Origin of the sequence: Burkholderia sp. PR2, assembly GCF_052372875.1 — a bacterium.
Taxonomy (GTDB): domain Bacteria; phylum Pseudomonadota; class Gammaproteobacteria; order Burkholderiales; family Burkholderiaceae; genus Burkholderia; species Burkholderia diffusa.
Genome location: NZ_JBQRWH010000001.1, coordinates 1,172,610 through 1,184,583 on the forward strand (window position 1 = coordinate 1,172,610; position 11,974 = coordinate 1,184,583).

Annotated in this window: 12 protein-coding genes; 5 read left to right on the plus strand and 7 right to left on the minus strand. The window is 66.8% G+C overall.

Annotation, left to right across the window (positions count from 1 at the left end; all coding sequences use genetic code 11):
• Nucleotides 1-3: 3 nt before the first annotated feature.
• Together oxdA and ACT2FV_RS05105 are read right to left on the minus strand one after the other, a co-directional pair.
• The gene (oxdA, locus tag ACT2FV_RS05100; RefSeq protein WP_124623823.1) at nt 4-1,056 is read right to left on the minus strand and encodes an aliphatic aldoxime dehydratase; all 1,053 of its coding nucleotides are present in this window, start codon (nt 1,054-1,056) and stop codon (nt 4-6) included.
• Between the two features lie 95 nt (nt 1,057-1,151).
• A complete protein-coding gene (locus tag ACT2FV_RS05105; protein WP_151049506.1) occupies nt 1,152-2,048 on the minus strand; it encodes a transporter in 897 nt (298 codons plus the stop codon).
• Between the two features lie 515 nt (nt 2,049-2,563).
• On the opposite strand from ACT2FV_RS05105, the gene nthA reads away from it, so the two are divergent.
• The 4 genes from nthA (at nt 2,564) to ACT2FV_RS05125 (ending at nt 5,910) form a co-directional block, all read left to right on the plus strand.
• A complete protein-coding gene (gene nthA / locus ACT2FV_RS05110; RefSeq protein ID WP_124623817.1) occupies nt 2,564-3,163 on the plus strand; it encodes a nitrile hydratase subunit alpha in 600 nt (199 codons plus the stop codon).
• A 44-nt stretch (nt 3,164-3,207) separates the two neighbouring features.
• A complete protein-coding gene (gene nthB / locus ACT2FV_RS05115) occupies nt 3,208-3,861 on the plus strand; it encodes a nitrile hydratase subunit beta (RefSeq protein ID WP_444503366.1) in 654 nt (217 codons plus the stop codon).
• Nucleotides 3,858-5,120 (plus strand): GTP-binding protein, encoded by a 1,263-nt coding sequence (locus tag ACT2FV_RS05120; RefSeq protein WP_444503367.1) that lies wholly within the window; start codon nt 3,858-3,860, stop codon nt 5,118-5,120. Before nthB ends, ACT2FV_RS05120 begins: the two co-directional genes overlap by 4 nt.
• A 184-nt stretch (nt 5,121-5,304) precedes the next feature.
• Entirely contained in the window at nt 5,305-5,910 is a 606-nt protein-coding gene (locus tag ACT2FV_RS05125) for a LysE family translocator (RefSeq protein ID WP_151049512.1), read from the plus strand.
• Between the two features lie 219 nt (nt 5,911-6,129).
• Here ACT2FV_RS05125 and ACT2FV_RS05130 read toward each other — a convergent pair whose 3' ends face one another.
• Nucleotides 6,130-6,978, minus strand: coding sequence for an AraC family transcriptional regulator (locus ACT2FV_RS05130; protein WP_151049514.1), 849 nt, complete (start codon nt 6,976-6,978; stop codon nt 6,130-6,132).
• Nucleotides 6,979-7,141: 163 nt separating this feature from the next.
• Here ACT2FV_RS05130 and ACT2FV_RS05135 point away from each other — a divergent pair, with 163 nt between their 5' ends.
• Complete coding sequence (locus ACT2FV_RS05135; protein WP_444503368.1) at nt 7,142-7,936, plus strand: SDR family NAD(P)-dependent oxidoreductase; 795 nt, start codon at nt 7,142-7,144, stop codon at nt 7,934-7,936.
• 39 nt (nt 7,937-7,975) lie between these two features.
• Here the strand turns inward: ACT2FV_RS05135 and ACT2FV_RS05140 are convergent, their stop codons facing one another.
• From ACT2FV_RS05140 to ACT2FV_RS05155, 4 genes are all read right to left on the minus strand, one after another.
• Nucleotides 7,976-8,350: a hypothetical protein gene (locus ACT2FV_RS05140; RefSeq protein ID WP_059599321.1), complete on the minus strand. Its 375-nt coding sequence runs from the start codon at nt 8,348-8,350 to the stop codon at nt 7,976-7,978.
• 221 nt (nt 8,351-8,571) lie between these two features.
• Complete coding sequence (locus tag ACT2FV_RS05145) at nt 8,572-9,642, minus strand: AI-2E family transporter (protein WP_151049518.1); 1,071 nt, start codon at nt 9,640-9,642, stop codon at nt 8,572-8,574.
• Between the two features lie 161 nt (nt 9,643-9,803).
• Entirely contained in the window at nt 9,804-10,913 is a 1,110-nt protein-coding gene (locus ACT2FV_RS05150; protein WP_124900740.1) for an NADH:flavin oxidoreductase/NADH oxidase, read from the minus strand.
• A 143-nt stretch (nt 10,914-11,056) separates the two neighbouring features.
• On the minus strand, nt 11,057-11,743 hold the full coding sequence (locus ACT2FV_RS05155; protein WP_124623799.1) for a type 1 glutamine amidotransferase domain-containing protein: 687 nt from the start codon (nt 11,741-11,743) through the stop codon (nt 11,057-11,059).
• Between the last annotated feature and the right edge of the window lie 231 nt (nt 11,744-11,974).

Consider the following 11,974-nt stretch of genomic DNA (forward strand, 5'->3'; position numbering starts at 1 on the left):
GATTCAGCGGGCGACGGCGTCGCGCATCATCCCGGTGCGCGGATGGCAGTTCACGTATTCGTAGACCTGATGCTTTGCGTCGAAGACGGAAACCTCGTGATACAGCCGCAGTTTCGACAGCCCGGTGACGACGCGGAAGAAGGTGACGAAGATCCGCAGGTGCGTCGGATGGGATTCGGCCCACCGTTCGAGGCGGTCGAGCGAGCGCCAGTGGCCGATGTTGTAGCTCTCGTCGAGCACGTTGCCGTCGAGATCGATCGAGCGCACGTAGCGATTGCTGTAGCAGCCGACGTCCGTGCCGTTGTCGCGCAGGAAGTCCATCCCGCTGCGCAGCGTCGGCTCGATCTCCTCGAGATACAGTCGGCGCTCGTCGCGCTCGGCCGCGCGCCAGTCCTGACCGGAGCGAATCAGCGCGATGTTGTCGTGCGCCAGCACGACCACGCGGCCGCCGCGGGCCGGATCGCCCTCGACGACGCGCAACTCGCCGTCCGCGCTCATCCAGTCCGTCTGCGAAATCGGGAACCGGTCGCGCATCGATCCCCAGTAGCCGTGCTCCTCGATCTCGCCGCTGACGCCGTCCATGATCGCGCCGACGCCGGGGAAATCGCTCGTAAATGCGTAAAGCGTCTCGAACTGCTCGGCGCGCGGCGCGACGATTTCCCGGAAGTAGCCGATGCCGTCCGCGAGGCGTGCGTCGGAGGTCCACCATTCGACGAGCGCCGGCGACGTAATCCAGCGCGCATACGCGGCCGGATCGCGCCAATAGCCGACGGCAATCAGGTTCTCGTAACCCTGGTCATCGGTGTGTTGCGTCAGATCGTAGTTTTTCGGCCCGTCCTGCGCACCGAAATCGGCGACGATCCGGCGCAACGCGGCCAGTGCCGCCGCGCGCTTGTCGGCGCCGCTGTATTGCACGCCGAAATAGCCCATCACGACCTGACTCAGGTCTTCGGCGGCCCGGGCGACGTACATCGGGAACGGCGGCTGGTAGTCATCCGCGACGCGGCGCGACAGCGTCCGCGGGCAGACCAGGTGTTTGTCGATGGCGGATTCCATGCATGACCTCTCTGGAAAGGGAATCGGATGTCGAGGTATCGACGTTGGGAACACGGAGCCACATGCACCGGACGTATCCCGGCGCATGCGGGTGGTCAGAAGATGTGCGCGTAACGCAGGCCCGCGAGCACGCTGTTCTTCGGCCCGTTGCGCACGCTCAGGTCGGTGCCGAGCTGGATTTGCACCTGATCGGCCTTCGTCACGAATTTCGCCGCGCTGATCCGCATGCGCGTCGTGCGAAGCGCGTCGTTGTTGTCCGCGCCGTCGACGCTCGTTTCACCGCCCCAGAGCTGGGTGATGCCGATCGCGAGCGACGTGCCCGGATCGGGCATGTAACGCACCATCGCCTGTGCGCTGTAGCTCATCCGCTGATGCAGCGTCGTGCCGCTCGCGCCGTACGACCTGTTGTTGCCGTACCAGATCGCGTCGCCGACGAGATCGAGTGCCCACTGTGGCGAAAAGTGCTTGATGTAGGCCGCCTGGAAATCGAGCGACCAGCGATTGGCACCGAGATTGAGACCGCGGTTCTGGTCGTAACTCCCTGTCGGCGCGTATACGTAGATGGTCGCGGCGGCGACGTCCTTCGCGTCGTTGAGGCGAAATTTCAATGGAGCCGTCAGGATCACGTCTCCGACACCATTCGTACTGCCAAGCGAATTTGCGTTGCCGAAGCTGCTGACGTGACCGAACGGCAGCAACACCTGCGGATCGATCGTGAGCCTGTCGGTGAGCTGGAACACATGCAGCAGGCGGGCGATGCCGACATTGGACTGCAGATCGAAATCCGACGTCCGGTGGCCGTTCGCGTAGTACGCGTTCGTCGCTGAATAGTTGTAGTACAGCACGCCGATCGTCGCGCCGATCGGATACTGCTCATAGTCGCCGGGATCGACCTCGACCGCGCCCGCGTAATGCGATGCGACGGCGATCAGCGACAAGCCGATCCAGCGCGCGATTCGCTTCAGTTTCATTCTGTTGACGTTGTCCATCATGCTCCTCACCTGGTTGCGCAGACACCGCCACGCCCGCCGCATGACGAACGGGAACCGTCGCCGGACGGTGGAATCGCGGGGTGCTGGCTGACTGTTGTTCCGCCGGTACATCGGGGATGCCGGCGATTCGCGACATCGAACGGCCATCGCTTGAGGATGAGAATAGAAAGGCAAAATCCGCAGTTCTGTTTTCCGGCGGAACAAGAAATTGGCTGTGACGGATCTGCGCTTCCGATGCCATGAAGCGGTCGAAAAACGTGCGCCGGCCGCCACGGTTTTCGTGCCGGGCGCCCCGTCGATTGCCGCCAATCGCCGTGCATCCGTTGCGTGTCGGCCCCATGCCGCGCAACGGGGCCGTCTCAGCATAGTTTCCGATCCGTGCCGGCAAAGAACCGCGCTTTTTCTCTTCTTACCCTGCTCGTCGAGCGTGGCCGACACCACGCGGCCGCACCCCGCCAGGGCAGTCCCGACCCCGTGGCGGCGGTCAATCCGAACCACCACAAGGAGCCCCAACGATGAGTACGACCCCTTCCGCGGAAACGGTCTCGACGCCCGGCGAACGTGCCTGGGCGCTGTTTCGCGTGATGAAAGAGAAGAACCTGATCCCCGACGGCTATATCGCGGGCCTGACCGAGCTGATGTCCACGACCTGGGATCCGGCCAACGGCGCGCGCATCGTCGCGCGTGCGTGGGTCGACCCGGCGTTTCGCGAACTGCTGCTCAAGGACGGCACGACCGCGTGCGCGCAGTTCGGCTACACCGGCCCGCAGGGCGAATACATCGTCGCGCTCGAAGACACGCCCACGCTGAAGAACGTGATCGTCTGCAGCCTGTGCTCATGCACGAACTGGCCTGTGCTCGGGCTGCCTCCCGAGTGGTACAAGGGCTTCGAATATCGTGCGCGGCTCGTCCGCGAGGGGCGCACGGTGCTGCGGGAGCTCGGCACCGACCTGCCCGACGACGTCGTCGTGAAGGTCTGGGATACGACCGCCGAAAGCCGCTATCTCGTGCTGCCCGTACGGCCGGCCGGCAGCGAGCACATGACCGAAGAACAACTGCGCACGCTCGTCACGAAGGACGTGCTGATCGGCGTTGCGCTGCCGCGCGCGCGCTGACGCCCACCACGTTTCGCTCTCGACCTTCATCTCGGAGATCACATATGGACGGCTTTCACGACCTCGGCGGATTCCAGGGTTTCGGCCCGGTGCCGCATACGATCAACAGTCTCGGCTACAAGCCGGTCTTCAAGGAAGACTGGGAACATCTCGCGTACAGTCTGATGTTCGTCGGCGTGGACCAACTGAAAAAATTCAGCGTCGACGAGGTACGTCACGCGGTCGAACGCATCGACGTGCGCCAGCACGTCGGCACGCGCTACTACGAGCGCTACGTGATCGCGACGGCGACATTGCTCGTCGAAACCGGCGTGCTCACGCAGGATGAACTCGACCGCGCGCTCGGTTCGCATTTCCGGCTCGCGAACCCGCCGAAATCCGGGGGCCGGGCGGCCCCGCCCGAATCAACGCGGTTCGAGGTCGGCGATCGCGTCGTCGTTCGCGACGAATACGTCAGCGGACACATCCGCGCGCCGGGCTACGTTCGCGGCAAGGAAGGTGTCGTGCTGCACCGGACGACCGAATCGTGGCCATTCCCGGACGCGATCGGCCACGGCGACACCGGCGCCGCGCATCAGCCGACCTACCATGTCGAGTTCCGCGTGAAGGATCTGTGGGGCGACGCCGACGACGACGGCTACGTCGTGGTCGACCTGTTCGAAGGCTACCTGGATCGCGCGTCCGGGCAGAGCGCATGACGACGCCGGGGAATCAGGGAACGCCGGCCGCCCCGGCGCCGAGGATTCCGGTCACCGTGTTGTCCGGCTTCCTCGGCGCCGGGAAGACGACGTTGCTGAACCACATCCTGCGCAATCGCGCAGGACTGAAGGTCGCCGTGATCGTCAACGACATGAGCGAAGTGAACGTCGACGCCGACGACGTGCGGCGCAACGTCGAGCTGCATCGAGGCGAGGACGAACTGGTCGAGATGAGCAACGGCTGCATCTGCTGCACGCTGCGCGCCGATCTGCTCGAGCAGATCAGCACGCTGGCGCGGCAGCGCCGCTTCGATTATCTGCTGATCGAATCGACCGGCATCTCGGAGCCGATGCCGGTCGCGGAGACGTTTGCGTTTCTCGATCGAGACGGTTTCAGCCTGAGCGAACTGGCGCGGCTGGACACGCTCGTCACGGTGGTCGACGGCGAGACGTTCGAGGACATGATCACGTCGGCTGAACCGGTCGCGCACGACGCGACGCTCGCGAACGACGGCAATTCCGGTCCGCCGCGCAAGCTGTCGGACCTGCTGCTCGAGCAAGTCGAATACGCGAACGTGATCCTCGTGAGCCGTCTCGACCGGATCGGCCACGCGGGTTTCGACCGGCTGCGCGCAATTCTTGCATCGCTGAATCCATCAGCGCGAATCCTGCCGATGCAGCACGGCAAGGTCGATCCGTCAGACGTGCTGGATACCCGGCGCTTCGATCTGCCGGCGCTCGTCGAATCGCCGGGATGGATGCAGCGCATGCAGATCGACGAACGCCCCTCGGAGTCGGATGCGTACGGGATCGCGTCGTGGACCTATCGCGAACGTGCGCCGTTTCATCCGGCGCGCCTGCTCGCATGGCTGCGTCGTCCGTGGGACAACGGCCGACTGCTTCGCTGCAAGGGCTATGTCTGGGCTGCGCACCGCTATGCCGAGATCGCCATGCTCGTGCAGACGGGCGGAGCATTCCAGTGGGGTTACGTTGGGCGATGGTGGCGATTTATCCCGCAGTCGGACTGGCCGCACGACGACTATCGTCGCGATGGCGTGCTGAAAAAATGGGAGGAGCCGGCCGGGGATTGTCGGCAGGAAATCGTGTTCATCGGGCAGTCGATCGATCACGCCACGTTGCGTCGCGAACTCGATGCGTGCCTGCTGACGGTCGAGGAAATCGACGCAGGCCCGGAGTCGTGGCTGCAGCTTCCGGAAGCCGACGCGTTCGACGCGCTCGCGACGGCCGCTCATCCGTGATGTAAGACTCGATGCCTTCGGCTGCAACGCCTGCGTCCAACGACTTTCGAGCGCCGGTGAGCGCTGTGCCCGGTTCGGCGTTACGTGAATCCCGGCAGCGCCGCCGAGGGCAGTTTTCTTCAATACGGACATGCGCGGCTTCTTTAGTCTCGATGCGACTTTCACATTCGCATGGAGACACATGATGAGCATGCTGGTTTCGATGGCCGCGTTCGCGCTGGCGTCGTCGATCACGCCCGGTCCCGTCAACCTCGTCGCGCTCGGCGCGGGCGCGCGCCACGGTCTCGGCGCGAGCCTGCGCTATGCGGCCGGCGCGACGCTCGGCTTCGTCGCGCTGTTCCTGCTGATCGGCCTCGGGCTGCACGCGGCGCTCGCGCGCTGGCCGATGCTGACCACGGCCACCCAATGGTCCGGGATCGCGTTCCTGCTTTACCTCGCGCTGCGGCTGGCGCTCGACGACGGCCGGCTGTCGGCCGATCCGGCCGATCCGGACGCGCGAAACGTCGCCGGCCCGTCGGCGGCGGCCGGCGCGGCGATGCAATGGCTGAATCCGAAGGCGTGGCTTGCGTGCGTGGCCGCGATGGGCGCGTATGCGGCCGATGGCGATCGCGCGCAGGTGTGGCAATTCGCGGCGCTGTATCTGGTGATCTGCTTCGCGTCGATCGCCTGCTGGGGGTATGCGGGTGCGTCGCTGCGGCACTGGCTCGCGAATGCGCGGCGGATGCGGCTGTTCAACCGCGCGATGGCGCTGCTGCTCGCGGGCAGCGCGCTTTATCTGCTCGATGTTTAGTGCCGTTTTCGATGTGTGGTCGCGGCGCGCGTGCCGCCGGCGACCGATGACACAGGCCATCGCCGGTGTGCGGTGTGCGGTGTGCGGTGTGCGGTCTGCGGTGTGCGGTGTGCGGTGTGCGGTCTGCGGTCTGCGGTCTGCGGTGTGCGGTCTGCGGTCTGCGGTCTGCGGTCTGCGGTCTGCGGTCTGCGACGCCGGCACCGCCCCACGGTTCGCCGGTCAACTCGCGGCGCTTCGATACTGCCCCGGCGTGGCGGCCGCGATGCGCCGGAATGCGCGCTGGAAATGCGCCTGGTCCGCAAAGCCCGCATCGAGCGCGACCTCTGCGATCGGCCGGCCGCGGCGCAGTTCCGCGCGGCCGTACTGCACGCGACGGTCGACCAGGAACGCATGCGGCGTCATCCCGTAGCGGGCGTTGAACGCGCGGATCAGGTAGGACGGCGACAGGTCGGCGGCCGCGCAGATCGCATCGAGCGTGACGGCCTGACGGCAATGCGCAGCGATGTAGTCAGCCGCGCGGGCGAGCTTCGCGTTGTCGGCCCCGCGCCGCGTATCGACGGGCAACTCGCGATCGAGCGCGCCGTGCAGCCGCGTGAAGAATTCGACCGCCGCGCTTTCCTTGCCAAGCGGATCGATGCCGGGTGCCACGAGCGTGCGGTAAAAGCCGCCGAACTGCGCGAACAGGTCGCGCCGTGCCGTCAACTTTGGCGAAAAACCGTGAAAATCGCTGTTCGGGTCACGCCCGAGCGCATGCTGCAGCCGTGCGAGCCACGGCACGTCGACATAGACCATCCGGTACGCCCATGCGTCGGGGCCATACGGATTGCACGCATGCACCTGCTCCGGATCGATGATCACGAGCACGCCGCGCCCGACGCGTTCCTTCGTCGCACCGTTCAGGTAGGTGCTCGTGCCGCCGACGATCGCGCCGAGCGAAAACGTGTCGTGCGTGTGCTTCGCGTAGCAGAACGTCCGGCCGTCGTCGACGGTGCGCGCCTCGATGAACGGCAGCGCGGCGTCGCGCCAGAACGGCGACGGCACAGCGAGGGGGTTGGCGGAACGGCTCACGCGACGGGCTCCCGGATCGGACGGCGAACGCACACCGTACAAGACTGCGCTGCGCGATGCAACCGCGACACGACACTTCGCAGCCGGATCGCCTAAGCTATGAATTCGGCCGCCGCCCCCCCCCCCCCGGCGGTTCCCGTTCCCTCTTCCAACCGGTACATTCATGCACATCGATCTGACAGGCAAGACCGCGGTCGTCACCGCTTCCACCGCCGGCATCGGGCTGGCGATCGCCAAAGGGCTCGCGCAGGCCGGCGCACGTGTCGTCGTCAACGGACGCAGCGACAAGTCGATCGATGCCGCGCTCGCAGTGCTGCGCAGCGCGGTACCCGGCGCGGACATCGACGGCGTCGCCGCCGACCTGGCCGACGCATCCGGCGTCGCGCGCGTCACGCAGCACACGCCGGAGGCCGACATCCTCGTCAACAACGCGGGCATCTACGGGCTGAAGGCGTTCTTCGACATCGACGACGACGAATGGGCGTATTACTTCCAGATGAACGTGATGTCCGGCGTGCGTCTCGCGCGGCACTATCTGAAGGGGATGCTCGCGCGCAACACGGGCCGCGTCGTGTTCATTTCGTCGGAATCCGGCCTGAACATCCCGGTCGACATGATTCACTACGGGTTCACGAAAACCGCGCAGCTCGCGATCGCGCGCGGCCTCGCGAAACTCGCGGCCGGAACCAACGTGACCGTCAATTCCGTGCTGCCAGGGCCGACGATGTCGGAAGGCGTGCGCGCGCTCCTGAAGGAAACGGCCGACGCAACGGGCCGCAGCATCGACGACGTCGCGGTGGATTTCGTGCGCAGCGAGCGCTCAAGCTCGATCATCCAGCGCCCGGCTACGACGGAGGAAGTCGCGAATATGGTCGTGTATGTCTGCTCGCCGCAGGCCTCGGCCACGACGGGCGCGGCGTTGCGCGTAGACGGCGGCGTGGTCGACACGATAGCGTGACGACTGCGTGACACGCTCGCACGGCGCATGGCGGCCGCGCTACCGCGAAGCCGCCTTGTCCGACTGAAGCGTGCCCTTGCGGTCGGCGTCCATGCAGGTATCGAAGCCGTGTTGCGTGACGGCGCCGGCCTTGTCGAACACGACGAAGTACGCCCGGTGATCGTTGCCGTGCTCGATGAAGTAGTTGTAGCAGACGCCGCTGCCGTTACGGACCATCCACACGCTGCGCGGGTTGCCGCCCGCGCGGACGACGTCGGCGCGCGTCGCGCCGTGCCGCGACGCGGCCCGCGCCAGCGGCGTGCGCGAATACGAGAACGGCAGCCACGAGTCGAACCACGCGCAGCCGTGCAGCATCAGGCAACTGGCGGCCAGCGACAATGTCGCGGCGCGACGGGACATCGGAATCAATCGCATGCTTGGAAAATCTGCTGCGCCGTGCCGGCGTGATCGAAAGCCCCATGCTACTAGACCTTTGGGTCCGGATCGAAAAGAAATGTAGAGACTTGTGTCCGACGTCGCGCCCGGCGCGGCCCGGCGCACGCCCGATCGTCGCGAAACATGAGGCGCCGCGCGGACCCGCACGGGCGTCAATGCCGTTGCGCCGATGGCCCGGAACTGCGCAACGAGCCTTGTCGTCAGGCGACCCACTCGGCCCACAGCATCGTCAGCACCGTCATCAGCGCCGGGCCGACGAACAGTCCGATCAGGCCGAACGACTCGGCGCCGCCGAGGATGCCGAACAGCACGAGCAGGAACGGCAGGCGGGTCGAGCTGCCGATCAGCACCGGCCGCACGAAATGCTCGGCGACGAACACGACCACGAAACCGAGCACCAGCACCACCACGGCCCACGCGGTCGCACCCTGCACGAACAGCCAGAGCGCCGCGCCGCAGAATACGATCGGCGCGCAGAACGGCAGCATCGCGGCGACGGCCGTGACGAGGCCGAGCAGCGCCGCGTGCGGAACGCCCGCGAGCGCATACGCGACGCCGAGAATGGCGCCCTCACCCAGCCCGACGACGACCAGCCCCGTCACCGTGCCGTACACGGCCGCGACCATCCGTTCGATCAGGTCCGCCCCGCCGCGGCCGAACGCACGCCGCGCGCCCTGCAGCAACGCGCCCGACAACTTGTGGCCGGCCCTGATGATCACGAACAGCGTGACCAGCATGAAGCCGAACTCGAAAAGCGCATGCGCGAGCTTCGTGCCGAACTGCCGGCCGAACGCGATGAACCGCTCGCCGCTCGCGCCATGCATCGCGGTGCCCGCGTGCAGCGGATGACCGAGATTGGCCTGCCACCACTCGGTGATCTGTGCGGCGCCGTACGGCAACCGGCCGACGACGTCCGGCAGTGGAATGCCGTTGTCCTGGATCGAATGCAGCCAGATGCGCAGGTCGTGCGCCTGCGAGATCGCCTGGCCGAGCGCAATGGCGATCGGCAGCACGACCAGCAGCGACACGCCCGCGGTGATCGCGGTCGCGATCAGGGTCGGCCGGTCGCGAAACCAGCTGCCCGATTCGAAGCGTTCCAGCAACGGCCACAACGCGATCGCGATCACGCATGCCCACGCGATAGCGGGAAGAAAATCGCGGATCACCCACAGCGCGAGCACCAACAACGCCGCATACAGCACGGCGCGGGCGATCTGCTGGGCACGCGGCCGCCCGGCGGAATCGGGGGAAGGCGAGACATGTGCGCGCATGGCACCTCTGTCGAAATGAAAAAATGGCGGTTCGCATGGGCCAAAGGCCGGTGCGAACCGCCATTCTATCCATCGATACCGCCACGGCACGCGGACGCGATGCCAAGCATTGTCAAATGCGTGCCGCGCACGTCGCGCGCGCCGTGCTGTGCGACGTGCGCTCAGGCCACCTTGTCGGCGACGCGATAGCGTTCGAGCCAGTGCGCGTACGGCGCAGGCAGCGTCCACGACGGACGCTCGACGCCGAGCTGTTTGGCCGCGTAGTACGGCCAGTGCGGATCGGCCAGATGCGCGCGGCCGACCATCACGAGGTCGAGCTGCCGTTCGGCGACGACGCGCTCGGCCAGTTGAGGCGTGTCGATCCCCCATGCGGACGACACCGGCATGCCGGCCTCGCGGCGCACGCGTTCCGCGATCGGCGCGAGGAACGCCGGGCCCCATGGAATGCGCGCGTCGGGCACCGAAAAGCCGACCGACACGCTCAGCATGTCGAGGCCTTCCTGCTTCATCCGCTGCGTGAGCGCGATGGATTCGGCGAGCGTCTCTTCATCGCGGCCGTCGTATTCGATCACGCCGAGACGCGCGGTCAGCGGCAGGTGCTCCGGCCAGACCTTGCGGACGGCCTTCAGCGTGTCGACGAGGAAACGGCCGCGGTTTTCGGCCGAGCCGCCGTACTCGTCGTCGCGCTGGTTCGAATGCACGGAGAAGAAGCTCTGGCCGAGATAGCCGTGCGCGAAGTGCAGTTCGAGCCATTCGAAGCCGAGGTCGCGGGCACGCTTGGCCGACGCGACGAAGTCGGCCTGCACGCGTGCGATGTCGTCGTGCGTCATCGCGCGCGGCATCTTCGGCAAATGCGCGCCGAACGGTACGGCCGACGGTGCGATGGTCTGCCAGCCGCGCGGATCGCCGTCGGCGATGTGGTCGTCGCCTTCCCATGGACGGTTCGCGCTGGCCTTGCGGCCCGCATGCGCGATCTGGATGCCCGGCACCGCGCCGGCCGCCTTGATCGCCGCGACCGACGGCGCGAACGCCTCGGCCTGCGCATCGGTCCACAGGCCGGCGCAGCCCGGCGTGATACGGCCTTCCGGCGACACGGCCGTCGCCTCCGCGATCACGAGGCCCGCGCCGCCGCGCGCGATGCCGGCCAGATGCACGTGATGCCAGTCGTTGACGACGCCGTCTTCGGCGACGTACTGGCACATCGGCGGCACCGCAATGCGGTTGCGCAGCGTGACATCCTTGAGTTTGAACGGTTCGAACAGGGCAGACATCCACCACTCCTTTGCTTGGTTCTACGAAACGACTGGATGAGCCGTCGTGCGGTGCGCACGACGGAACGGTTCGGGTCGTCGCCGGGCCGGATGCGCCCGACGACGGCACGGCCAGGTGCCGGTCATGCCGGCACCGCGCCGGCTTACTGACGGCCAAGCTTCGCGAGCAGCGCCTCGGCAGCGGGCTCCGACGACGCGGGGTTCTGCCCCGTGATCAGCAGCCCGTCGGTGACGACATGCGGCGCCCAGTCGGCGCTGCGCTCGAACTGCGCACCGTTGGTCTTCAGCATGTCCTCGACGAGGAACGGCACCACTTCCGTCAGCTCGACGGCCGCTTCCTCGCTGTTGGTGAAGCCCGTCGCACGCTTGCCGCGCACGACGGACTCGCCGGTCTTCGGATCCTTCACGTGGCGCAACACACCCGGCGCGTGGCACACGGCCGCGACCGGCTTGCCCGCCGCCAGCGCGCGCTCGATCAGCCCGATCGAGTGCAGGTCCTCGGCGAGATCCCACAGCGGGCCGTGCCCGCCCGGATAGAACACCGCGTCGTAATCGTCGATCGACACGTCGGCCAGCTTGCGCGTGGCCGCGAGCTCGGCCTTGGCCGCCGGATCGGCATCGAAGCGGCGCGTGGCGTCGGTCTGCGCGGCCGGATCGCTGCTTTTCGGGTCGAGCGGCGGCTGGCCGCCCTTCGGCGACGCGAGCGTCAGCTCGACGCCCGCATCCTTGAACGCGTAGTACGGCGCGGCCAGCTCCTCGAGCCAGAAGCCGGTCTTCTTGCCGGTGTCGCCGAGCGTGTCGTGCGAGGTCAGGACAACCAGAATCTTCATGATCGACACTCCTTCGAAATGGGGGAACGGGGCCGCGTCACGGCGGCGGCCAACGCGGCGCACGCCACGTGCCGGCAACGACGGCACGCCTGCCGGTTAGGCCGCAGGCACACGTCAACGTGCCAGCTCGGCACAAAAAATATTGCCCGATTCTATTAGACCAGTCGTCTATAACTGGCCCGAAAAAATCGGCGACCACGCCTGCGCGACCAGCATCGCAGCGCGATGTGG